Here is a 21,193-nt window from a genome sequence, read left to right as displayed (position 1 = left end):
GCGCGTTGACCAGGCCCGCGTACGTGTAGAAGGAGTTCCGGTTCGGGAACATCTGGTTGAACTGCGCCTCGGAGACCACGAACCCGCCCGGGTTGACGGTGCTCGACGGGCTCGGGCCGGTGGTGGTCGAGCCGGTGCAGGTGTAGGGGCTCCAGTACCAGGTGGAGACGGTCGGATCGTAGCCCGGGTTGTCGTGGGTGGCGATGTAGTACTGGCCGTTGGGCGCGTACTTCACGATCGAGCCGGTGGCGTACTGGGTGCCGGCCACCCAGGTCGGGTGGTTGCAGGTGGTGGGGGTCGTGGCGGTGCCGCCACCGCCGCCGCCGCAGGCACCCTGGTCGGCCCAGACGCCGGAGCCGCCGGTGCTCGGCGTCTCACCCTGGGTCCACCACTTGGCGTTCCAGTTGTGCCCGTTGTACGAGGCGGACATGCCGCCGGTGTACACCTGGGTCGCCGAGTACGGGGCGACGCAGGCCGCCGCCGCGGTCGACGTGGTGGGCACCATCACGGCCAGGCCGGTCGCGGCCAGCGCGCCGGTCAGCAGCGCGGCGATCTTTTGCTTGTTCACGTGCCACTCCTCGTGGGGGAAGGACGGGGCTGGGCAGGGAACCCGCGGCGCACTCAACTCCAAATGGTCCAGACCTGTCAATAGGCCAGGAAAGGAATCGTGGAAGGAGAGTGACGGAATGTCAGGAACCTTTACTGTCGTTCCGAGATCCCCCGACCCCCGCCCGACCGACCCGTTCCGATCCGGCCGACCAGCATCCACCAGCGCCGACACCGGGAATTCGGGATCCGGAACCCGATATTCCACAGCCAATTCCGACCCCGGCCGAATACACGCCCGCGCAGTGGTCTGAACCTATTGACGTTGCGGTCCAGACCTTTCTAACCTCTCGGTGACACCCCGGCGGAGGGTCACCCGACCAGGGACTGCGTGCCGACCACGCCGATCAGCGCGAGGCGTTCGGCGTCCGGGGTGCCCGGCTCGGCCGTGTAGAGCATGATGCGCAGGTCCTCCCCGGTGACGTGCAGCACGTCGCAGTCCAGGGTCAGCGCACCGACGAGGGGATGGTCGATCGTCTTGCGCGCACTGCGGTGGGGCGCGGCGGGCACCCGCCGCCACAGCTCGTCGAACTCGGGGCTCCCGGCCCGCAGCGCGGCGACCAGGCGGCGCAGGCGCGGGTCGTCCGGGTAGCGGTCCGCGGTCGCCCGCAGGTCGGCGACCTGCTGGGCCCGCAGCGCGGCCATCGACCCGGGGGTGTGGCGCACCCGGGAGCCGGAGCCCAGGAAGGTGCGCCGCACCGCGTTCAGGTCCTCGCCGTGCCACTCGCCCATCAGCGCGGTGTACAGGGGGTTGGCCAGCAGTTGGGTCCACCCGGCGTCGAAGACCGCGACGGGCGTGCCGGTCAGCCGGTCGAGCATCCGCTGCACCCCGGGGGTGATCCGCCCGGAGACGACCCCGGGGCCCGGCGGGGCGAGACCGGCCAGTTCGAACAGGTGGGCGCGGTCCGCGTCGTCCAGGCGCAGCGCACGGGCCAGGGCCTCGACGACCTGCCCGGACGGGTGCGCGGACCGGCCCTGTTCGAGGCGAGTGACGTAGTCGACCGACACCCCGGCCAGTTGCGCCAGCTCCTCGCGCCGCAGCCCCGGGGCCCGGCGGCGGCCGCCGCCGGGCAGGCCCACGGCCTCGGGGGTGACCAGCTCGCGTCGGCGCCGCAGCGCCGCGCCCAGGGGTGTCGTCGGCATGCGTCCAGTGTGCCGAACCGGGGTGGTCACGGCGGCTCCGTTCCCTGGTAACGGCAGTACCAGGACGACGGGTCCGCTGTCTGTCGGCCCGTTCCTCCCGCAAGGTGGGACCCGTGGCGGTGACGCGGCCCGACCCGCGTCCGACGCCCCTCGAACGCCCCGCCTCCCCCGACCGCAAGGACCTCCCCGATGAGCAACAGCCTCGCCCTGGTCACCGGCGCCACCTCCGGCATCGGCCTGGCCTTCGCCGAACGCCTGGCCGCCGACGGCCACGACCTGATCGTCGTCGGCCGCGCCGAGGAACGGCTCGACGCGTTCGCCGCCGCCCACCCGGACGTCGCGGTGCGCGTGCTCGCCGCCGACCTGTCCACCCCCGCGGGCATCGACGCCGTCGCCGACGCGATCGCCGACGCGCCCCTGGACCTGCTGGTCAACAACGCCGGTGTCGCGCACTACATGCCGCTGGCCGAGCTGCCCGCCGCGAAGGCCCGCGAGGTGGTCAACGTCAAGGTCCTGGCCCCCACCCTGCTGACCCGCGCCGCCCTCGGCGGGATGCTGCGCCGCGGCCGCGGCACCGTGGTCACCATCGCGGGCATGCTGGCCTTCAGCGGCCCCGCCGGGCCCGAGGTGATGCCCCGCCGGGCCGTGTACGCCGGGAGCCTGGCCCACCTGGTCACCATGACCCAGGCGCTGGCCGCCGAACTGGCGGGCACCGGCGTCACCGCGCACGTGGTCTGCCCCGGCGTGGTCGCCACCAACTTCCACGCCGTCCAGGGCATGGACCTCGGGGCGGTGCCCCGGATGAGCGCCGAGGACCTGGTCACCGGCGCGCTGGCCGGGATCGCGCTGGGCGAGACCGTCATCGCCCCCGGCGTCGAGGAGCGGCGGCTGCTGGACGAGGTGTTCGCCGCCGAGCTCGCCGCCTTCGCCGGTCAGCGCCCGGCGCTGGCCGCCCGCTACCGCGCCTGACCCGGCGTCGCCCCCGCCCCCGCCCGCTTCCGGCACCCCGGGAGTTCGGCGCCGCCGCGGGGGCACGGCCGGGCGGGTGGCCCGGATCGGCCAGCGGGTCGCGGTCAGGCACAGCGCGGAGACCGCGCCCAGCACCAGCGGGACCGAACGGACGCCCGGTGTCCCGATGGTCCCGCCCAGGGCCGGCCCCGCGACGCCGCCGCCCACCATCGAGGCCGCGATGACCGGCGCCCCGGCGCGACGGGCCCGTGGCCCGGCCCGGTGGAGCCGGGGAAGCCCGGTGGGGAAGACCGGTCCGATGAACAGGCCGACCCCGGCGTGGGCGTACGGGGCGGAGCCGTACGGGCGGCCCTGCGGTCGCCCTGTCCGTGACCCGGTGACGGCCGGAGGGGGGCGCCGCTCGGCGGTGTGCGCTCCGCCCCGTCAGTCGGCGAGCGGTTCGCCGTTCTCGAAACGCAGGACCTGTCGGCGCAGCAGGCGCTTGGCCCGCGGCAGGAAGGCGCTGCTGGGGCCGCCGACGTGCGGGGTGATCAGTACGCCGGGGGCGTGCCAGAGCGGGTGGTCGGCGGGCAGCGGCTCGGGGTCGGTGACGTCGAGCGCGGCCCGCAGGCGCCGCGCGGTGAGTTCGGCGAGGAGCGCCGGGGTGTCGACGACGGGGCCGCGGGCGACGTTGACGAGCAGGGCGCCGTCCTTCATCCGGGCCAGGAACCCGGCGTCGACGAGGTGGCGGCTCTCCGGGGTGAGCGGGGTCAGCAGCACGACGACGTCCGCGGACGGCAGCAGTGCCGTCAGTTCCTCCGTGCCGTGCACCCCTTCCTCCGGACGGGCCCGGCGCGCGACCCGGACGACCTCGCACTCGAAGGGCTCCAGCCGGGCGGCGAGCGCGCGGCCGATCGAGCCGTAGCCGAGGATCAGCACGGTCCTGTCGGCGAGGGACTGGTGGAACTCCTGCTGCCAGCGCCCCTGGTCCTGGAGCCGGGTGAAGTGCGGGACGCCCCGCAGCGAGGCCAGCACCAGCGTCACCGCCAGCTCGGCGGTGCTGGCGTCGTGCAGCCCGCGCGCGTTGCACGCGACGACCCCGTCCGGCACGTGCGGCAGCACGTCGTCCATCCCGGCGGTGAGGGTCTGGACGACCTTCAGCGACGGCAGGTGCCCGATCAGCGGGAGGGCGGCGGCGTGCCGCATGTAGGGCAGGCAGAAGAACTCCACCCCCCGCAGTTCCTCGTCCGGCGGCACCGGCCCGTCCCCGTCCCAGACGAGGGTGTCGAGGCCGGCGGGCAGGCCGCCGATCGCGTCGGGCGCGTACGGGAGGAGGTAGCGGGCGCTCATGCTCCGACCTTAGCCACTGTGACCGAGCACTTCAGCCGGCGACTTCCGCCCCCCGTGCGGTGCTCGGCGTCCGCCCTCAGCCGGGGAGCTCCTCAGGCACCGCCTCGGCCACGAGGCGCATGCCGTTTCGGCGGCGGACCGGGGCGATCAGCGGGTGAAGAAGTCGCCCAGGGCGGCGGAGAGCGGTTCGGGGGCCTCCTCGGCCACATGGTGGCCGGCGTCGACACCGTGGCCGCGGACGTCGTCGGCCCAATCGCGCCAGATGGCGCGCGGGTCGCCGTACAGGTCCTCCAGGTCGTCCCGTAGCGACCACAGCACCAGGACGGGGCAATGGATCCGCGCGCCCCGAGCGCGGTCCGCCTCCTCGTGCCGGCGGTCCACCGTGAGTCCGGCGCGGTAGTCCTCCAGCATGGCTCGGACGACGTCCGGATTCCTGGTCGCGGCCCGCCACTCTTCGTAGTTCTCCTGCCCCATGGCCTCGGGGTCGCCGCGGTACCAGGCATCGGGATCGGCGTTGATGACGCGTTCGGGAGTCTTCGGCTGGGCGAAGAAGAACCAGTGCCACCACGCGGTGGCGAACCTGGCGTCCACGCGGATCAGGTGCTCGCTCAGGGGAAGGCCGTCCAAGAACGCCACCCGGTTCACCGCGGAGGGGTGGTCCAGCACCAGCCGGAGTGCCACGGCGACCCCACGGTCGTGACCGACGAGTCCGAAGCGCCGGTGCCCGAGCGCCTGCATGACCTCCACCATGTCCTGGGCCACGGCACGCTTGGAATGCGGGACGTGATCAGGAGCGGGCGCCGGACCGCGAGAGCGCCCGTAACCGCGCAAGTCGGGACAGACGACGGTGAACCCGCGCCGCACCAGGACGGGTGCGACCCGGTGCCAGGTCGCCGACGTGCGCGGGTGACCGTGCAACAGCAGCAGAGGCGGCCCCTCGCCCCCGTAGCGGACGAAGACGGAAGCCTCACTGGTGCTCACCGTCCTGGTGGCGAACCCCTCGAACACGAAATGCCCCTCCCCGTCCCGGAGCCCGGTCCGCGGTACCCCGTCGTCCCGCATGCCCAGGACGGGCCCCGGCATGTCACCCGGACCTCCGAGGCGCCGGGGTCCGGCGGCGGCGCGGCCGGAGCCAGGGCTCTGATCGCTCCTCCCACCGACGCATCCGCGTCAAGGGTGCGGACGGGGACCGCGGCCGCACCGGCAACCGCTTCGGACCGACTCCGACGCCCGTCTCGCCAACTCACGTGCTCACTCGCCGCGTGGAGCGCTCAGTCACGGCAGCCCGGGCCCGGGCGGGGCGTCAGACCTCCAGTTCCAGCCAGCCGAGGTCGTTGATCTCGGTGGTGAGGCCCTCGGCGCGGCGGCCGCGGTCCTTGAAGTAGTGGTCCTGGAGGGCGTCGGCCAGGATGCGCCGCTGTTCGGCCTCGCCGGCCCCGGCGTCGCGGGCGGCGTAGAGCGCGCGGGCGACGGTGCCGGGCAGGTGCTGGGTGATCAGGCGTTCGCGCGGGTCGTCGGTGGAGCCCCCGGCGGCGGTGTAGCCGAAGCGGGCCTGGATGTGCAGCATGAAGCCCTGTTCCTCGGCGCGGCGGCGGACCCGGCGGCGGACGCCGGGCTGCCAGGTGGCGCGGACGCGCTCCTCGATCCGGCGGGCGGCGTCCGGTTTGGGGGCGATGGTGCCCTTGAGCCAGCGCTGCACGGTGCGTTGGGAGACGCCGAGCTCGGCGGCGACGGCCCGGGTCGACCCCTTGGCCCGCTTGACCAGGTACCTGACCCGGGCGGGTACGCCCCGCGGGATCGGCCGGGTCCGCTCGACCCGTTCGAGTCCTTCGTCGATCTCCCCCACGGGGCGTCACTTCCTCGTTGCTGTGCTGGAACGTTTCCACCCGTCCGGAACGGCTCGCTCACCGGGACGGTTCACTCGTCGGCGGAGACCAGGCCGCCGGTCTTGATGTGGCGGGCCGGGTTGGCCCCGTCGGCGAGCAGCTCGCGGATCTCGGCGAGCGGTCGGCTGCCCTCGAACTTGACGTGCCCGGGCGAGACGCCGAGCCGCAGCGCGGTGCTGAGGTCGCCGTCGGGGCGGCGCAGCACGTCCAGGGCCGAGGGGCCGGGGGCGGCGAAGACCGCGCAGTCGGAGAGCACGGCGAGCGGCGGGATGCCGAGTTCCGCGTGCAGCCGGACGAGTTTGCGGTGCAGGTTGACGGTGGCGGTGTCGATGACCAGGGCGCGCACCAGCGGGTCCCAGGTCGGGCGGTCCAGCGCGGCCCAGCGCTGCCCGGGGCGGTAGCCGAAGCCGCGCGGGCGCTCGCGGAACTTGCCGATGGCGCCCTTGGCGGTCTGCTTGATCGCGCCGAGCACGGCCAGTTCCGCCGGGTCGCCCTCGCCGAGCGCGGCCATCGCCGCCAGGAAGGCCCGCGGGTCGCGGTCGGCGAGGTCGAGCGGGACGCCGAGCGCGGCCATGGTGTCGACGTACGCCTGCCGCAGCCGCTTGTGCCACGGGTCGAGGTACGGGCCGGACTCGTGGCGCAGCCAGCCCTCGCTGGGGCGGACGTCCGCGCCGAGTTCGACGGCGTACGCGAGTTTGGCGGTGCTGTACCAGGCGGGGCCGGTGGGGGCGGTGCCGTCGGGGGTGAACGGGTTGGGCAGCAGCGGGTCGAGGACCAGGCCGCTGAGGTCGGCGCGCCAACTGCCCGGGACCTTCTTGTCGAAGACCGGGTCCAGCTCGTGGACGGGCCCGGAGAGCGGCAGGTTGAGGCGCCCGGCGGCGGCGAGGAAGGCCATGTTGACGTCGAGTCCGACGGCGAACGGCGCGGCCTGCTCCCGGTCGGTGAGCGGACGGTGCCAGTCCCAGGCCTCGGTGACCAGGACGGCGTCGTCCTCGCGTTCGGCGGCCAGCGGGTGCTCGTCGGGCACCTCGGGCGGCGCGGCGTCGAACGCCCGGGCCCGGGAGCCCTCCACCGGCCCCGACGCCCAGCCGCTGCCGGTGCGGACCGGCCGGGTCGGCGGACGCAGCGCGGTGACCAACTCCAGCCCGGAGACGGCGGTGGAGCCGCGCGGGGTGTGCACCCGGGTGGCGTACGTGCCGAGCAGGCGGGCGAGTTCGGGCGCGGCCAAGCCCTCCGGGACCTTCCAGCCGCCGCCGTCCAGCGCGCCCCACGGCAGCACGCACAACTGCACGCACTGCCGACGGCCCGCCTCGGGCTCGCGGTAGATCCGGGCCCAGGGGCCGAAGCCGCGCCGGGTCAGCTGCCAGCCGTCCTTCACCAGCGACTTGACCTGCTGGTGGGTGTCGGCCAGGCGGCCGACCCGGGCCACGTACTGGGTCCTCTCGTCGCGCCCGGCGGGCGGCAGGCCGAGCTCGGTGGCGGCCGCGTCGGTCAGCACCACCAGCGGGTCGCCGTCCTTGCCGTACCGGTGCAGCCGCGGCGAACCGAGCCGCGCGCGCAGCGCCCACTCCAGCAGCCCGGCCACCCCCGGCCCGGTCGGCGCCTCCCCCGCCAGCTCCACCCCGTCCGCGCCGTACGCGACCAGCCCGCGCCCGTCCGCCGCCACGTCCACCACGGCCAGCGGCCCGCCCGGGAAGCGCGCCGCGGCCGCCTGCTCCCAGTCCTCCCCCTCTGCGGCCCTGCGTGCCTTCCCGCCCCGCGCCGCACCGCCCGCCGTGCCCCGCCCACCTGCGGGCTTCGCCACCGGCGCGGGTCCGGGCGTCGCGGGTGCGGGTGCGGGTGCGGGTGCAGCGGCGGCGGGCGCGGCCGGACGGCAGAAGCCCCCCAGGTGCATCGGCCTGCCCTGCGCGCGGTACACCGACGGCTGCCCGCACTGCACGCACGGCGCAGCCTCGGCCATCACCAGCGAACCGTCCGGGTGCTGGTCGAGCATCACCCTCTGCATCGGCGGCGGCACCGGCACCACCGCAACCTCCGGCACCACCGCAACCTGCGGCTCCGGCTCCGGCTCCGGCTCCGGCTCCGGCTCCGGGGGGACGTTTTCCTCCCCGAGCTGCGCGGCGATGCCCTCCAACAGGCGCGCGTACGCGGCGCGCCCCTCGCCCTGCGGGTCGCGGCGGCCCTGCTCCCAGGCGGTGAGGGTGCTGGTGCTGATGCCGAGGGCCTGCGCGGTCTCGGTCTTCCCCAGCCCGTACCGCACGCGCAGGCGCTCGCGTTCGGCGGGTTCGGGCAGCGGGACGGGCCGCCGGGGGCCGGTTCCGAGCAGGGCGCCGATGGCGTCGGGGGTGCCGGTCACCTCACGCCTCCTTCGCCCGCGGAGCGCCGGTCGTACCGCTTCCGCTCCCGTGCCACACTGCCGGGCGGGGGCCACACATCGTGCCGCTGCACCTCTTCTTGCATCCTGCCGAACGGTCGAACTCCCGCTCAACATAGACACGCCTCGAGCAGCGGCACAAGCAAGCCCGCCCCGCGCCCGGACCCGTTCCCGGTTTACGCCCCGACCGCGGCGACCCAGACCGGGAACGGCTGCGGCTCCGGCTCCGGCTCGCTCCACCCGGCCCGGTCGTCGACCTCCTGCAGTTCCTCCCAGCGCACGACGCCCGGATCCTCGTCGGCCAGGTACCCCTCGACGATCGGCTCCAGTTCCTCCGTCGGGTAGTACGGGCCACCGAAGGGCAACTGGTCCGGACCTACCGAACCGGTGGAGCAGCGCAGTTGACCGGCCTGCACGTCGTGCCAGACGTAGAAGGTGGCGGGCCCGTCGTAGGGCATCTCCGCGGTGCGCCGCCGGATCCCGTCCGCGGTGGCCCGGAACGCCGCCACCACCTCGGCGACCGACGGGGCCGGGCCGTCGTCCGGGCCGAGCCACCAGGTGTTGGTCTCCCACTCCTCCAACGGGTGGTCGGGGTCGAACACGAGCGGTTCGTCCGCCACTTCGGCGATCCAGGTCAGCAGCATCCCGCAAGGATCCTCCACCAATCACTCGCTCACCTGTTCATCGGGTGAAATCCGCAGCGCCGGCGCGACGCTTCAACACCAGACCGTGACGCTGAGTACAGAAAGCCGCCGCCCGAGTGACGGAACGTCACGAAAGACGGGCCCCCGCGTACCCGGCCCGTCCAGGTCTCGTTGGGCGGGGCATGGAAAAGATGATCACTTGCGCATCGGTCGGGCTCCTCCTCCTGGCCGCCGCGGGCCCGGCGGGTGCGGCCCCCGTCCAGCGCTCCGGCGCCCACCTGGTGCGCGGACACGGCGTCGCGGCCTGCCCGGGTGACGCGTTCTGCCTCTACGAGCACGAGAACTACAACGAACAGGAGACCGGCCGGATCTGGGTGTTCCAGCAGGAGAAGCGCGGCACCAGCACCCCGCGGCTGGACCTGACCCGCACGGGGGTGCTCGGCTTCGGACGCTCCGCGGTGGCCAACGACAAGGACTTCGTCACCATCCGGCTCTCCCCGAACACCTGCTCAACGGTCCACAACCCGGCCCGCGACTGGGAGTACCTGATCTTCCTCCCGGACAGCGGCTACCCGGAACGCACCGCGCGCGTCCCCGACCTGAGCAGGGCCAAGGGCCTCCACCACACCGCGCGGGAGGTGGACCAACAGGGCCGCCAGGTGGTCTCCGGACGCACCGTCGACCTGAACAACCGGGCCCGCTGCCTGCTCTTCGACGAATCCACCCCCGGGCTGTGACGCCCCGCCGACGGGGCCCGGCCCGGCTCCCGCCGCCACCCCGGCGGGCGTCCGGGCCCGACCCCACACTCCCCCGCTCCGCCCGACCCCTTCTGCCGAGCCGAAACGATTCTTCCCCGCGGTCCCCAGCCTGACGAAACCAACCGGAGACCGGGGACCAGCAGCCCGGTGGATCGGTGGATCGGTGAACCGGCGGGCCCGGCAGCGCGATCCGAGCAGCCGGGCCCGCCGGGCCGCCCTCACCGCCCGGGGTGGTGGACGAACACGTAGGTGTCCCGGTCGAGTTCGGTGACCTCCACGCAGAACTCGGCCGGCACCCGGACGTACCCGCGCAGCAGGTCGGTCACCCGGGCGGTCAGCGCGCTCCTGGCCTCGGCTCGGCGACCGGCCAGGATCTTGATCTCCACGAACACCACGGCGTCCGTCGAGGCCCCGTCACCGACCAGGTGCTGCACGGCCGGGCGCACCAGCGTCTTGCAGTCGTCCGTTCTGGCCCCGATGACCTCGGGGATCAGCTGGTGCACCTCCTTGGCGAAGCCCAGCACGTCGAAGTCCAGGCCCGGCGAGTGGTCGATCAGGATCTGCGGCACGGCGGTCGCCCCTCCCGGACGACGGGCCCACCGGGGCCTTCCCGGATCTCCGCGTCCGTGATCCAGAACATAGTCCCGCGACGACACTCCCGGCGGGCATACTGGCGCAATGCCCGACCGCCCCCAGCCCGATGCCCTCGAACCCCCGGACCCTTTTGAAGGGCTGGTCCTGGACGAGGACTTCGTCCGCTCCGCCACCGTGAACGAGCCGTCCGCCCGGGCCCGGATGCTCGCCGAACGCTGGCGCCGCGAACCCCCGGTCGATCCGGGCGGCCGCCGCTGGTCCCTCGACGGCCCGGGCCGGACCCGCGGGAGGCGTTCGGCCACGCGCCCCGGACGGTTCCCCCGTCTGCGCGGGCTGCGTCGGCGGCGGGGCGACCGGGGGTTCGCGGCGCCAGCGTTCGGCGCCCTCAGCCGGGGCGAGCGCTGGACGGCCGTGCTCGGTGCGCTGATCGTCCTGCTGGTGGTGGGCGGGCTGCTGTTCGGCCCGAACCGGGCGCACACCCCGCAGATCGCGGCCCCCGGCTCCCCGGGCACCCTGCCGGGCAGCCCCCGCCCCACCGCCGACCGGGCGCTCCCGGGCGGCGGCACGTTCGCCGGGAGCAAGTGCGGGCAGCACGGCTACCACCACTTCCCGACGGTCGCCGACCCGCTCCCCGTCGAGGGGTCCACCGGTCCCTGGCTGCGCTTCGCCTCCTACGGCCACCGGCAGTCGGGGGGCGGCAAGCCCGGCGAGTTCCTGTTCGACCTGGAGCTCGGCTCCGGCTCCGGCTCCGGCACCCCGCTGGCGCTCTCCGCTCCGTTGGGGAACGAGGGCGTCGCGGTCGAGATCGAGGGACCGGGCGGCGTGGTGGCCGCCGCTTACGGGCTGCCCAGCACGGTGGAGGGCGCCGGGCACACCCCCGACGGGCAGGGCTGGCTGGTCACCGAGCGGGGCACCTCCGCCCACGTGGTGCTGCCGGCCGCCGCCCTCTGCCCGGGGGTCGACGAGCAGGCCGTGGCCGCCGGACTGTCCCTGCCGACCGATGCCGAGCACACCGTCAACGGACCCGCCTCCTACACCCTCACGGTGTCGATCGCCGACTCCGAGATCGGCGAACTGCGCCGCGTCCTGGGAACGCAGCTCCGCGGTGAGGTGCTGGCGGCCACCAACCAGCTGCCGGCGCCCGCCGCGAAGCCGGTCTGACCGGGAGCGGCTTGCCGGTCAGACCGGTGCGGTCGGGGGCTGGCCGCACCGGCGGGGGTGGGGGTAACCCCACCATGCGGCCACCGGCCGCCTCCATGGTGGGTGACCTGCGAGTTTCCTAGCGTTGACGGTGCCCCTGAGCAAGACCGCCGGGGTGCCGTCTCCGAGGAAGGCTCCACCATGTCGCCCCGCCCGCACCGTTCCACCTCCGGCCGGCCCGCCCCGTCCGCCGCCCCCGGGCCCGCCCTACCCGCCACCGGGGTGCCCGCCGTGGAACTCCGCGGGGTGCACCGCAGTTACGGGCGCGGCGCGGGCGCGGTGCACGCGCTCGGCGGCATCGACCTGGTGCTCGCGGCGGGCACCTTCACGGCCGTGATGGGACCGTCCGGCTCCGGCAAGAGCACCTTCCTGCAGTGCGCCGCGGGCCTCGACCGGCCGGACTCCGGCCAGGTGCTGCTGGCCGGCCGGGAGATCAGCTCGCTGAGCGAGGACCGGCTGACCAAGTTGCGACGCACCCGGATCGGCTTCGTCTTCCAGTCCTTCAACCTGCTGCCGTCCTTGACGGTCCTCCAGAACGTGCTGCTCCCGCAGCGCCTGGCGGGTCAGCGGCAGGACCGCGCCCGGGCCCACGAGCTGCTGTCCCGGGTCGGTCTCGGCGAGCACGCCGCGCGCCGCCCCGGCCAGCTCTCCGGCGGACAGCAGCAGCGCGTCGCGCTGGCCCGCGCGCTGGTCACCAGCCCCGACGTGATCTTCGCGGACGAGCCGACCGGCGCGCTCGACACCAGCAGCGCCCGCGAGGTCCTCGGCCTGCTGCGGGACGCGGTGGACGGCCTGGGCGCGACCGTCGTGATGGTCACGCACGACCCGGTCGCCGCCTCCTACGCCGACCGCGCGGTCTTCCTGGCCGGTGGCACCATCGCCGACGAGGTCCGCCACCCCGACCCGCGCACCGTCTCCGACCGCATGCTCGCCCTCTCCGCCTCCCCCGCGACGGCCGCCGCATGACCCGCCACCACCCCGGCAGCCCCTTCCCCGCCGCCTTCCGCCCCACCACCGCCGATCGCACCACGGAGCCGACCGCATGAGCAACGGACTGGCCCGCGCCGCCGTACGCTTCCGCCCCGCGTCCTTCGCGGGCACCTTCCTCGCCCTGCTGTTCGCGTCCGCCGTCGTGACGGCCTGCGGCGTGCTGCTGCAGACCGGCCTGACGGCGAGCGTGCCGCCCTCGCGGTACGCCGAGGTGCCGGTGGTGGTCGCGGCCGACCAGCAGGTCGAGGTGACCGTCGGCCGCGGCGAGGACCGCGAGACGATCACCCAGCCGCTGCCCGAACAGGCCAGGCTGGACGCGGGGTTGACCGCCACCGTGGCGGCCCGGCCCGGGGTCGCCCAGGCCCTGCCGGACTCCGCGTTCCCCGTCTCGGCCACCGACACCCGCCTGTCCGACCCGTCCGTCCTCCCCGACGGGCCCGGGCTCACCGGCCGGGGCTGGGGTGCGCTGGGCATCGCCCCGGGCGAGCGGCTGGCCGCGGGCCGGGCTCCCGCCGATGGCGAGCTGGTGCTGGACACCGCCAGCGCCCGGGCCGCGCACCTCTCCCCCGGTGACACCCTCACCCTGACCACGCCCACCGGCAGCGCTGCCTACCGGATCTCCGGCCTGGCCGAGACACTGCCCGGCTCGCCCACCGCCTGGTTCTCCGACCGCACCGCGGACCGGGTCTCCGGGCACCCCGGCCGGATCGACGCGGTCGCGGTGCGGCCTGCCCCGGGCACCGACCCGCGGGCCCTGGCGGACGAGTTGCGCCACGCGCTGGCCGGGCAGGCCCAGGTGTCGACCGGCCAGCAGCGCGGCGCGGTCGAGCAGCCCGCGTTGCACGAGGCGAAGGCGATGCTGACGGGGATCGGCGCCTCCTTCGGCGGGATCGCGACCATGACGGCGGTGTTCGTCGTGGTCAGCACGGTCGCGCTGGCGACGGGCCAGCGGGCCCGCGAGTTCGCGCTGCTGCGCACCATCGGGGCGACGCCCCGCCAGATCCGCCGCTCGATCGCCGCGGAGGCGGTGCTGGTGGCACCGGTGGCCGCCGCGGTCGGCGTGCTGCCCGGTCTGGCGCTGGCCCGTTGGTGGTTCGGCGAGTTGGTCGCCCGCGGGGCGGTGCCGTCGGACGTGGTGCTCGGTGTCGGCCCGCTGCCGGTGCTGGCCGCCGTCCTGGCGTGCACGGCGACGGCACTGGCGGCCGGCTGGTTCGCGGCCCGGCGCAGTGCCCGGATGCGGCCTTCCCAGGCCCTCGGCGAGGCGAACGCGGGACCGGGCCGCCCCGGCCGGGCCCGGACGGTGGCGGGCGCGGTGTTCACCGCGGGTGCGGTGGCGTTGGCGGTCGCCGCGGCCCGCCTGACCGGGGAGACGGCCGCGAACACCGCGCTGGGCGTGGTGCTGTGCTTCCTGGTCGCGGTGGCGCTGCTGGGCCCGTGGTTGGTGCGCGGGGCGGTGGGCCTGTTCGGCGCGCTGCTGCGGGCGGGCGGGGCGCCGGCTTCGCTGGCCGCCGACAACGCCCGGGCCTCCTCCCGTCGGCTGGCTTCGGCGACCGTCCCGATCGTGATGGTGACGGCCTTCTGCGGCACCTTGGTGTTCCTCCAGTCGAGCCTGCAGCACACCGCCGCCGAGCAGGTCCGCCAGGGCCTGACGGCCGATCAGGTGGTGACCGCGGCCGTCGGCCGCCCGGGCCTGCCCGCGGACACGGTGGAACGGGCCGGGCGCCTCCCCGGCGTGACGGCGGCGGTCGGCCTGCGGCCGACCGGGCTGGTGTACCAGCAGTCCGGCGGCGTGCTGGCGACGGCCACCGCCCTGGGCGTGGACGGCGATCCGGCGGCCCTGCCGTCGGTGCTGGACCTGGGCGTCGAGTCCGGGTCACTGGCCGACCTGTCCCGTTCGGCGGACACGGTCGCCCTGGACGCCACGCTCGCCGACAGCCTCGGCGTCCGGGTCGGCCAGCGCGCCCCGCTTCGGCTCGGCGACGGCACCGAGGTCGAGCCGACGGTGGTGGCCACCTACAGCCGGGGCCTCGGCCTCGGCGAGGCGATCCTCCCCGGTGGCACCGTCGCCGCACACAGCACCTCCCCCTATCCGGCCCGGCTCCTGGTCGCGGAGGCCCCCGGCGCGGACCGGGCGGCCACCGCCGAGGCCCTCTCCGCACTCGCCCCCGGCGGCCTCTCGGTGGCGGACCGCCAGGGCTACGCGGCGCAGGCCGACCGGCAGCGCGAGCTGAGCGGCTGGGCCAACAACGTGATGGCCGCCGTGCTGGCCGGTTTCGCGGCGCTGACCGCCGCCAACACCCTGGTGATGACGGTGCTGGACCGCCGCCGCGAGATCGCCCTGCTGCGGCTCGCGGGCACCACCCGCCGCCAGGTCCGCGCGATGCTCCGCTGGGAGGCCCTGCTGATCGCCGCCATCGGCCTGGCCACCGGCGCCGCCATCGCCTGGGCCACCCTCACCCCGCTCACTCGCGCCCTCACCTCCGCCTCCCCCCACGTACCCCTCGGTACGGCCCTCCCGCTCGCCGCCGGAGCAGCCCTGCTCTGCCTGACCGCCACCGCCCTCCCGGGCCGCGCCCTCCTCCGCTCCCGCCCCACCACCCCCTCCCACTGACCCCACTGGCATCCCCGTCACGGGCCACCCTCCCGGGAGCTTCCGGGAGGGTGGCCCGCGGCACGTCGGCCCTCGCTGCTCCGGCCGCCCCGCGTGCACTGTGGAGTTGTCAAGGAACTGAACGCACAGGGCGTTCCCCCCCCGTGGGGCGACGGACCGGTTCCCGGGGTCACGTCGTCATGGTCGGCCGAGCAGTTGCGTACCGGCGACGCCCTCCGTCCGGGCGGTGAAGAACTCGGTGAATCCCCGCACGAACTCCTCCTCGGTGATCTGCCCGTCCCCGTCGGCGTCCAACTGGCGGAAGCCGTGGGTCAGTTCGGCCGGGTGGACGCGGGATCCGCCGAACAGGGTGCGGTACTCCTCGGCGTCCAGCAGCCCGCTGCGGTCGAGGTCGGCGGCGTGGAACATGGCCCGGACGGCCGGGAGCAGGCCCCGGTCGAGGTAGCCGGGGTCGCGGTCGATGCCCGCGAGCATCGCGGCGACGAACTCCTCGCAGGAGATCGCCCCGTCGCCGTCGGTGTCCGTACTGGCGAGCAGGTGGTGCCACCAATCGTCGAAGGCGGCGTACACGGCGGACTCGCCCGCCTGGTCGAGCTCCAGCGGCCAGCAGACGTTGTGCGCCATCGCCGCGAAGTCGGCGGAGGTCAGCCGTCCGTCCCCGGTCTGGTCCATCACCTGCCGGTAGAACGCGGCGATCCGCCCCGGCCGGTTGTCCCGGCGCGGTCGAGCCGTCCGCGCCCGGCGTGGCGCGCCGGCCTGCTGCGATCGGGCCCGGGCCCCGCTCGGCAGGGTGCGGTACCGCAGCCGGTCGGGCAGCTGCACCGCCACCGCCCGGGCCCCGTGGTGGACGACCCAGGAGAGCAGGGCCGCGCTGCGGCTGCGCGGCAGGCCGAACTTGGCACGGAACTCCGCCGGCAGGTCGGCCAGGGTCAGCGCGGTGAGGAAGCGGGCGACGAGTCGGCGCAGCAGCGGCCAGGCCGGGCGCAGTCGGCCGAGGCGGCGCGGAGCCGGCGCGCGGGTCAGGACGGTGTACAGCATGTCCTGGGCGGCTCCGGTGAGTTCCAGGGTGTCCCGGATGGTGGCGCTGATGTATCCGGGCACGTCGGCGGCGGTGGGCGGGAACAGCTCGTCGGGGAGGTCGAAGGCTGCGCAGACCTCGCGGAACTCCCGGTAGAGCCGGTCGAGTTGGGCCGGGCGCAGCGGGCGGCCGGAGAGGGCCCGGAGGGCGGTCATCGCTTCGTACAAGGTCACCAGCACCCAGACCCGCACGGCGGGGTCGAGCGCGGTGTAGGGACGGCCCCGGTCGTCCGTCCCGGCGATCCGGCGGTGGCTGCGTTCGAGTCGTTGGACCTCCCGGCGCAGGGCCTCCTGGTCGGAGAAGAACAGGCGGCGGCCGCTGTCCATGGTGTGCTCGATCCGTCGCCACGGATGGTTGCGGTAGGTGGAGAGTTGACTGACCCCGGCGGCGACCGCCGGGTGCGCGTTCTGCAGGACCAGCAGCCGCCAGGCGACCAGCGCGATCCGCTGCTCGCCCAGGGTGCGGCGCAGCATCGAACCGGCTCCGGCCCGCACCGCCCCTCCGGTGGCGTCGGCAGCACCGGCGGCTCCGGCGTTCGTCCTGGTCGTTTCCGCCATGACTGGCTCCCCCCTGGGCAGTTCGGCCCGTTCTGCACGGCTTCGTTCCTCGTCTCGTCGGCAACCCTAAGAGCCGTCAGGACCGGAACTGTGCTGCACGGAAGCCAAACCACCCGCCAGAGCGAATCTTTGTGCGATTCTTCACTCGCGCGAGCGGGCCGGGGTCAAACGGAGTTGACGCCCCCTCCACCACCCACCGCCGTACTTCGGGGAACCGCCCGACCGCGGGGGCCGGTCAGTCCCACCAGAAGGACCACTGCGCCGCCCCGACCAGCCCGGACGCGTACTCGGTGAGCGTGCCCGTGCGCGTGCCCTGGAAGACGTTGTCGGGGCAGAACGCGAAGTGCTCGGCGGCGACCCGGAGCGCGGTCCGTTCGTCGCCGGGCGGGGCGGCCACGCTCAGCTCCAGCTCCGCGAAGCCGACCCGCACCAGCCGGGTGCCGTAGCGGCGCTCCCAGTCCAGCAGGACGGCGGACACCTTGGCGATGTCCTCCTCGTGGTTGGCCGGTCCGGACCACCCGCAGACGGTCAGCGCCTCGGCACCGCTGCCCGCCGCGACCAGGCCGATCCGCACCTGCGCGTCGCCCGCGAGCAGGTGCCGGGCCAGCGCCCGGGCCGCCTCGTCCGGGTCTCCGGCCGGTCCGGCAGCGGGGGCGGTGGCGGGCGCGAGGCCGGGCCAGCCGTCCAGGAACGGCGCGACGGACCGGCCGAGTTCGGACAGCTCCTCCGGGTCGAGCGCCTCCCCCTCGGTCTCCACGCCGGTGGAGTACTCCCACCCGGTGCGCAGCAGGGCGGCCGGGTCGTACCAGTCGGGCTCCCCGGCGTAGAGCCTGCTGAGCTCGCCCGTCCCCCAGGGGCGGAACTCCTCGTCCCCCGCCCGCAGCGGCGCGAGCAGCAGCGGCCACAGCCCGCTGCGCGGGTGCGCGCGGTGCAGTTCCTCCCACAGCCCGAGCGGCGCGGGCCCGTCGCTCATCCAGAGCACGGGCGCCGCCCCCTCCCCGTCCTCCTCGGTGCCGACCAGTCGTCCGGTCGGCAGCAGATCGGCCACGGCACTCGGATCGCCGCTGGGCATCAGACGGCGCAGCTCGCGCTCGGCATCGGTCATGCGAACACGCTATCGACCGCCCATGACGATCCCGGCCACGCACACCGCCATGCCACGCCGCGCCGCCCGCAGCACCCGCGCCACCCCACGGCGCCCGCACCGGCACGCACCGCGGAACCACCCGCAGCACCCGCGCCCCGAGCGGCCGGATCCACCGCCCGTCCGTCCAGGTCAGCGACTCCGTGCCGCCCCGTCCGCCGTGCGCTGCGCGGCCGCGGCCAACTGCCGGTGGTCGAGGCCGAGCCGCCGGTAGAGCCCGATCGCCGGTCCGTTCCAGGCGTCCACCATCAGCGCCGCGCGCGGGGAGCGCCCGAGGATCCCGCCGAGTGCCAGTCGGCAGGCCGCCGCCGCGTGCCCGCGTCCGCGCCCGTGCACGGGGTCGCTGACGACCCCGGCGAGCAGGCCGACGGTCGGCGCGGGCCAGGCGTCGGCGGCGAGGGCGGTGAGCCGTCCCGTCTCGTCGCGGACGCCCGCCCAGGCCCGGACGCCCGGCCGGTGCGGGTGGGCGTGCGAGGCGGGGAAGTGGCGGTCGATCAGGTCGGCGGCCTCGTCCAGCTCACCGGGGGCCAGCCAGTGCGCCACCGGCCGCCCGCCCGTGCCCCCGCTCCCGCTCCCGCTCACGTCGGTGTCGAGCGGCGGCAGTCCGGTCGCGGTGCGCTGCATCCAGCCGAAGCGTCCGAGCGCCTCCAGGCCGTCGTGGCGGTCGCAGAGTTCGGCGAGCAGTTCGGCGTCGCCGAACGGACGGTAGCTCGGGCCGACGAGGGACATCACCTCGTCCAGCAGCGGCAGCAGTTCCGCGACGGGGCCGCGGACGGCGATCCGGTCGCGGCCGGAGAGCGCGGGGGAGGCGACGGCGACGGCCCGGCCGGACGTCCAGGCCCGGGCGCCGCCGGTGAGGCCCTGGGCGGCCCAGACGAGCACGCTGTCGTCGTCGGTGGCGGTGCGGAGTTCTTCCTCCACGGTCAGTTCGAACACGGATTCATTCTGCGCGAGGGCTCAGCTCCTGCCCGGACCGGGGTGGTCGGAGCGCCGCCGGTGGAACCGGCCGAGGTGGCCCGAGGCCCGCACGGCGGCCCGCACGGCGGCCTGTGCGCCGACCCCCTTCCCCGTTGACGCGCCCTCAACGAGGCCCTCCCGCAGGAGGGTTCGAGGGTGCGGAAGTGGACGCGACGGCGGTATTTCATTACGGTCTGGCGTCAAACGCATATTCGGTCGATCACTCGAACGAGTAAGTCCGTCCCGAAGAAGGAGCGTCGATGGCCTCCCACCGCCGTCCCAAGCAGCCGAGTCGCGCCCGGGTGGCCGTCCTCACGGGTGCCGCCGCGACCGCGGTCGCCCTGTCGGCCCAGGCCGGTGCCCACGCGGCGCCCGCCCAGCCGTCCAAGGACGAGGTCAAGGCGCAGGTCGACAAGCTGTCCGAGGAGATGGAGCAGGCCACCGAGAAGTACAACGGCGCCCAGGAGCGGGCCGACCAGTTGCGTCGGCAGGCCGGCCAGTTGCAGGACCAGGTGGCCCGCAGCCAGGAGCAGCTGACCGAACTGGCCTCCGGGCTCGCGGTGGTGGCCGCCGACGAGTACCGGCAGGGCGGCGTCGACCCGTCGATGCAGCTGATGCTCTCCTCCGACCCGGACCAGTACCTCGCCAAGGCGTCCTCCTTCGACCAGGCCGCCAGCACCCAGAGCGACGTCCTCCGGGCGCTCAAGGACCAGCAGCGCCGTCTGGACCAGCAGAAGCAGGAGGCCACCGCGGTGCTGGCCGAACTGGACGGCGAGACCCGGACGCTGAACGACACCAAGAGCCAGGTGCAGTCCAAGCTCGCCGAGTCGCGCCGGCTGCTCAACCAGCTCAGCGCCACCGACCGCGCCGCGATCCTCGCGGACGAGGGGGGCACCGCCTCGCGCGGTTCGGACCGGGTGGACATCGGCTCGCTCCCGAAGGCCGGCAGCGCCGCCGCCCAGACCGCCGTGAACGTGGCGCTCGCCCAGCGCGGCAAGATGTACGTCTGGGGTGCGGAGGGGCCGAACAACTTCGACTGCTCCGGGCTGATGGTGTACGCGTACGCGCAGGCGGGCGTCCACCTGCCGCGCACCTCCCAGGAGCAGGCCGGCGTCGGCAGCGGCGTGGGCCGCGACTGGCACAACGCCCAGCCCGGCGACCTGGTGATCTACAGCGTGCACGGCGCCCAGGACCACGTCGCCATGTACATCGGCAACGGCACCGTGGTGCACGCGCCGAAGCCCGGCGCCCCGGTCCGCACCATGGCGGTCGACGCCCTGACGATCAGCACCATCCGCCGGGTCTGACCCCTGACCCGGTCGGCCGTGAGCGCCCGGGCGGTTGCCCGGGCGCTCACGCCTTCTCAGCCCCGGGCGGCCCGGCCGCGCTCGGGCAGTTGGCCGGCCACGATCGACGCCAGTGCCAGCGCGAAGCCCAGCAGTTGCACCGCGCCGAGGGTCTGGTCCAGCAGCAGCGCGCCGAGCACCGCCGCGACCAGCGGCGACAGCAGGCCCAGCACCGCGACGCTGGTGACGGGGAGGCGGCCGATGCCCTGGAACCAGAGCGCGTACGTGAGCAGCCCACCGACCAGGCCGAGCCACAGGTAGCCGAGCGCGGCCCGGCCGTCGACCGCGGGGGGCGCGCCCTCGAACAGGAAGGTGGCGGGGAGCAGGAACAGGCCGCCCGCGGTGAGCTGCCAGCCGGTGAACGCGAGCGGGCCGACGCCCTCGGGACGGCCCCAGCGCTTGGTGAGCGTGACGCCCAGGGCCATGGTGGCGGCGCCGCCCAGCCCGGCGGCCACGCCGACGGCGTCCAGTGCGGCGGACGGGCCGATCACCACCAGCCCGACGCCGAGCACGCCCACCAGCCCCCAGCCGAGCCGCCGGGCGGACAGCCGCTGGCGGAGCACCGGGACGGCCAGCAGGGCGACGACCATCGGCTGGGCGGCGCCGAGGGTGGCGGCCACGCCGCCGGGGAGGCGCTCGGCGGCGGTGAACAGCAGCGGGAGGAACAGTCCGATGTTCAGCACGCCGAGCGCGGCGGCCTTGCCCCACCAACTGCCGCGCGGCAGCGTCCGGGTGAGGGCCAGGGCGATCAGTCCGGCGGGCAGGGCGCGCAGCAGGGCGGCGAACATCGGGTGGCCGGGGGGCAGCAGTTCGGTGGTGACCACGTAGGTGGTGCCCCAGACCATCGGGGCGAGCGCGGTGAGCGCCGTGCGGGCGAGGGTGCCCCCACCGCTGCTACCGCTGCCGCCGCTGGGCGAACCGGCGGACGGGGTACGGGTGTCGAGCGGGCTGACGGACGGGTCGGTGCCGGTGTTCGCTGTCATGTGCAGCAGTCTGGTCCCGGCTCG

Annotated in this window: 18 protein-coding genes; 6 read left to right on the top strand and 12 right to left on the bottom strand. The window is 75.1% G+C overall.

Annotated elements, in window-relative coordinates:
• Both ACFY00_RS35955 and ACFY00_RS35950 read right to left on the bottom strand, forming a co-directional pair.
• A partial coding sequence (locus tag ACFY00_RS35955) for a carbohydrate-binding protein (protein WP_388037869.1) occupies positions 1–505 on the bottom strand: 505 nt, incomplete at its 3' end.
• A 413-nt stretch (positions 506–918) separates the two neighbouring features.
• Positions 919–1,749 (bottom strand): helix-turn-helix transcriptional regulator, encoded by an 831-nt coding sequence (locus ACFY00_RS35950; RefSeq protein ID WP_388037866.1) that lies wholly within the window; start codon positions 1,747–1,749, stop codon positions 919–921.
• 189 nt (positions 1,750–1,938) lie between these two features.
• Here ACFY00_RS35950 and ACFY00_RS35945 point away from each other — a divergent pair, with 189 nt between their 5' ends.
• Positions 1,939–2,718 carry an SDR family NAD(P)-dependent oxidoreductase gene (locus ACFY00_RS35945; RefSeq protein WP_388037864.1) on the top strand — a complete coding sequence of 260 codons (780 nt, stop codon included), beginning with the start codon at positions 1,939–1,941 and terminating at the stop codon, positions 2,716–2,718.
• Positions 2,719–3,141: 423 nt separating this feature from the next.
• Here the strand turns inward: ACFY00_RS35945 and ACFY00_RS35940 are convergent, their stop codons facing one another.
• The 5 genes from ACFY00_RS35940 to ACFY00_RS35920 all read right to left on the bottom strand — a co-directional run bounded on the left by ACFY00_RS35940 (position 3,142) and on the right by ACFY00_RS35920 (position 8,951).
• The gene (locus tag ACFY00_RS35940) at positions 3,142–4,047 is read right to left on the bottom strand and encodes a 2-hydroxyacid dehydrogenase (RefSeq protein WP_388037861.1); all 906 of its coding nucleotides are present in this window, start codon (positions 4,045–4,047) and stop codon (positions 3,142–3,144) included.
• A gap of 147 nt (positions 4,048–4,194) precedes the next feature.
• Entirely contained in the window at positions 4,195–5,055 is an 861-nt protein-coding gene (locus ACFY00_RS35935; RefSeq protein WP_388037858.1) for an alpha/beta fold hydrolase, read from the bottom strand.
• 295 nt (positions 5,056–5,350) lie between these two features.
• Positions 5,351–5,893, bottom strand: coding sequence for a telomere-protecting terminal protein Tpg (tpg, locus tag ACFY00_RS35930; protein ID WP_388037855.1), 543 nt, complete (start codon positions 5,891–5,893; stop codon positions 5,351–5,353).
• A gap of 71 nt (positions 5,894–5,964) precedes the next feature.
• Positions 5,965–8,289, bottom strand: a complete 2,325-nt coding sequence (gene tap, locus ACFY00_RS35925; protein WP_388037852.1) for a telomere-associated protein Tap — start codon at positions 8,287–8,289, stop codon at positions 5,965–5,967.
• A gap of 194 nt (positions 8,290–8,483) precedes the next feature.
• Complete coding sequence (locus ACFY00_RS35920; protein WP_388037849.1) at positions 8,484–8,951, bottom strand: hypothetical protein; 468 nt, start codon at positions 8,949–8,951, stop codon at positions 8,484–8,486.
• Between the two features lie 191 nt (positions 8,952–9,142).
• On the opposite strand from ACFY00_RS35920, the gene ACFY00_RS35915 reads away from it, so the two are divergent.
• Entirely contained in the window at positions 9,143–9,688 is a 546-nt protein-coding gene (locus tag ACFY00_RS35915) for a hypothetical protein (RefSeq protein ID WP_388037847.1), read from the top strand.
• Between the two features lie 239 nt (positions 9,689–9,927).
• On the opposite strand, the gene ACFY00_RS35910 is transcribed toward ACFY00_RS35915, so the two are convergent.
• On the bottom strand, positions 9,928–10,278 hold the full coding sequence (locus tag ACFY00_RS35910; RefSeq protein ID WP_388037844.1) for a 5-carboxymethyl-2-hydroxymuconate Delta-isomerase: 351 nt from the start codon (positions 10,276–10,278) through the stop codon (positions 9,928–9,930).
• Between the two features lie 109 nt (positions 10,279–10,387).
• Between ACFY00_RS35910 and ACFY00_RS35905 the strand changes: the two genes are divergently transcribed.
• From ACFY00_RS35905 to ACFY00_RS35895, 3 genes are all read left to right on the top strand, one after another.
• Positions 10,388–11,464 (top strand): hypothetical protein, encoded by a 1,077-nt coding sequence (locus ACFY00_RS35905; RefSeq protein ID WP_388037842.1) that lies wholly within the window; start codon positions 10,388–10,390, stop codon positions 11,462–11,464.
• Positions 11,465–11,644: 180 nt separating this feature from the next.
• Positions 11,645–12,469, top strand: a complete 825-nt coding sequence (locus tag ACFY00_RS35900; RefSeq protein ID WP_388037840.1) for an ABC transporter ATP-binding protein — start codon at positions 11,645–11,647, stop codon at positions 12,467–12,469.
• Between the two features lie 76 nt (positions 12,470–12,545).
• Entirely contained in the window at positions 12,546–15,104 is a 2,559-nt protein-coding gene (locus ACFY00_RS35895) for an FtsX-like permease family protein (RefSeq protein WP_388037837.1), read from the top strand.
• A gap of 177 nt (positions 15,105–15,281) precedes the next feature.
• Here the strand turns inward: ACFY00_RS35895 and ACFY00_RS35890 are convergent, their stop codons facing one another.
• The 3 genes from ACFY00_RS35890 to ACFY00_RS35880 form a co-directional block, all read right to left on the bottom strand.
• Complete coding sequence (locus ACFY00_RS35890; RefSeq protein ID WP_388037835.1) at positions 15,282–16,739, bottom strand: oxygenase MpaB family protein; 1,458 nt, start codon at positions 16,737–16,739, stop codon at positions 15,282–15,284.
• Positions 16,740–16,974: 235 nt separating this feature from the next.
• Positions 16,975–17,844: a DUF4253 domain-containing protein gene (locus ACFY00_RS35885; protein ID WP_388037832.1), complete on the bottom strand. Its 870-nt coding sequence runs from the start codon at positions 17,842–17,844 to the stop codon at positions 16,975–16,977.
• Between the two features lie 171 nt (positions 17,845–18,015).
• Positions 18,016–18,819: a GNAT family N-acetyltransferase gene (locus ACFY00_RS35880; protein WP_388037830.1), complete on the bottom strand. Its 804-nt coding sequence runs from the start codon at positions 18,817–18,819 to the stop codon at positions 18,016–18,018.
• 281 nt (positions 18,820–19,100) lie between these two features.
• Here ACFY00_RS35880 and ACFY00_RS35875 point away from each other — a divergent pair, with 281 nt between their 5' ends.
• Entirely contained in the window at positions 19,101–20,147 is a 1,047-nt protein-coding gene (locus tag ACFY00_RS35875; protein ID WP_388037827.1) for an NlpC/P60 family protein, read from the top strand.
• Between the two features lie 56 nt (positions 20,148–20,203).
• Here the strand turns inward: ACFY00_RS35875 and ACFY00_RS35870 are convergent, their stop codons facing one another.
• On the bottom strand, positions 20,204–21,169 hold the full coding sequence (locus ACFY00_RS35870) for an EamA family transporter (protein ID WP_388037825.1): 966 nt from the start codon (positions 21,167–21,169) through the stop codon (positions 20,204–20,206).
• Positions 21,170–21,193 lie beyond the last annotated feature (24 nt).

This window comes from Kitasatospora sp. NPDC001540 (assembly GCF_042894345.1).
Classification (GTDB): domain Bacteria; phylum Actinomycetota; class Actinomycetes; order Streptomycetales; family Streptomycetaceae; genus Kitasatospora; species Kitasatospora phosalacinea_C.
This window is presented reverse-complemented; position numbering and strand designations above follow the sequence as displayed.